A 262-nucleotide genomic window follows, 5' to 3' on the forward strand; every position below is an offset into this window, starting at 1 on the left:
GTCACAAACGCTTGCCTCGCCAGAGGCCGGGGCAGGGAAGTACCCGCTGAGTGTGGTCGCCGTGCTCGTCGCGCTGTTCCTTGCCGCCATGGACAGCACGGCGGTCAGCACCATCCTGCCGCAGATCAACGCCCAGATGCAGGACACCACCCTGTTTCCCTGGGTGGTTTCCGGCTTCCTGCTGCCGCTGGCCCTGGTCGCGCCGCTGGCGGGCGCACTCGCCGATCGGTTCGGAGTCGGCGCGATGATGAAGGTCAGCCTG

Annotated in this window: 1 protein-coding gene; it reads left to right on the forward strand. The window is 67.6% G+C overall.

The window, feature by feature from the left end; translation table 11 throughout:
• Window positions 1-52: 52 nt before the first annotated feature.
• Window positions 53-262: MFS transporter (locus AC0L20_RS41205; protein WP_473295862.1), on the forward strand; the 210-nt coding region annotated here is incomplete at its 3' end.

Source organism: Bradyrhizobium sp. Kon58 (assembly GCF_055807455.1).